The organism is Paraburkholderia sp. GAS32 (assembly GCF_050434225.1).
GTDB lineage: Bacteria > Pseudomonadota > Gammaproteobacteria > Burkholderiales > Burkholderiaceae > Paraburkholderia > Paraburkholderia madseniana.
This window is the reverse complement of the sequence record NZ_JBNPVS010000124.1, coordinates 1-1,513: the sequence shown is the minus strand read 5'-3', so window position 1 is coordinate 1,513 and position 1,513 is coordinate 1. Positions and strand designations below refer to the sequence as shown.

At 54.3% G+C, this 1,513-nt stretch carries 2 protein-coding genes; both read right to left on the bottom strand.

Annotated elements, in window-relative coordinates:
* A partial coding sequence (locus P3T25_RS48475; RefSeq protein WP_429364871.1) for a sensor histidine kinase occupies nucleotides 1-1,117 on the bottom strand: 1,117 nt, incomplete at its 3' end.
* A gap of 216 nt (nucleotides 1,118-1,333) precedes the next feature.
* Nucleotides 1,334-1,513: hypothetical protein (locus tag P3T25_RS48470; RefSeq protein ID WP_429364869.1), on the bottom strand; the 180-nt coding region annotated here is incomplete at its 5' end.

Sequence of the window (1,513 nt, the reverse complement as noted above, 5' to 3'; positions counted from 1 at the left end):
TGATCACCATATTCCGGACGATCCTGTCCAGTGCATGTCGATCCGTACGGACCAGACAGGGGCGGCTGTGGAGTCCCAACTTCAACCCCTTGGCCCCGGCCAGCGGCTGCATATCCACAACGATGTCGAGTAAAAGGGAAGGTAGCACCACTTCCTGAATTTCTACATTCCAGGTTCCAGCTTCGAGGCGGCAGATATCCAGTGCGCCGTTGATCATATCCTCCATTGCATCCACCTGCCTTTGCGCAATCGAGACGTCCTCGGCCAGCCGGGTCGATTCAATGTTTCGCCCAAGATAATTCAACTTCAGGCCGAGCGTGGTGAGCGGCTGACGCAAGTCATGGCTTATCGCGGCGATGAGCTGGTTCTTTTCCGCCTTTGCCGCTTCAGCCCGCGATCTCGCCTCATCAAGAATAATCCCTTTTACGCACGCGCGTTTCTGATTATGGAAAATAAGCCATGCGATGAAACAAAGGCCAATGAGCTGGGCCGTATAAAAGACAAGCATCCATGGTCGATAAACAAATAGAGGCGGTACGATACTAAACAAGAATGGAATAGAGCCGGGCACGAGTGAGCCCAAAGCCGCGCGGAGACTGGGTGCGAGCAGCAGCAAAGTAAATGCATGGCTGATCAACGTATACTCGAAGAAACCAAACCTGGCCAATTTTATGTAAGGAGCATGGTTCGAGAAGTCGGGTGGGATTAATCCGAAGCTACCCGCCGCCCACCAGGACGATGTCAGTATGACCAGTGCAGTCCATTCCCAGTGCATCCGTTCGATCGCGTTGACGCTGGCGTACTTCGGGAGCGCCATTGTCTTTTCCAGTAAGTATGTTGCCATGGGGACGGCCATTCCCCACATTCCCAGAACCCAGACAGCGCGAAAACAGATAAAGATATACGAAGTTTTTATCCACGCTCCATATACGGACAGGAGTGAGCTGCCAACCGACAGTAGCACGATCCAACACACCGATCGACGGGACAGCGATCGCAATAACTCGCGGTTGACAAGCAGATTCTGCTCGGTGCTCAGTGCCGCAACTGGTCCCAGTAATAGATTCACAAATTCAGCGAGTTTGCGGCGCCAGGTTGTCTGAACCGCTTCACTCACACCCGGTGATCTGCGGGCCCCGTGCTTCTGGCACTCGTCAGACTCTCGTCGTGTTTGAGTACAGGACGTCATGGAAAGCCTCCGGGTATCAGCTTCAGCATGCACTGCATTGTGCTAACGGTCCGCCAGCCATTCGACGGACAGGTGTTCCATTACTCGCCTGACAGGAACTGGTAGTGCGCGAGGCGAAACACGCTCTCGCGACTTCCATCCTTGTTACCCGTGTTCGGTCAATGCCTTTGGCTTGTGTTTCGCCAGTATGGTCAACAGGCTCCGTTCCGAAACCGGCTTCGACAAAAATTGCATGCCACTGGCGGCGACTTTTTTGAGCACCGCTGACGAGGTGTCCCCCGACCACAGGATCGCAGGAATCGATGCGTCGACAGCGGTACGGAC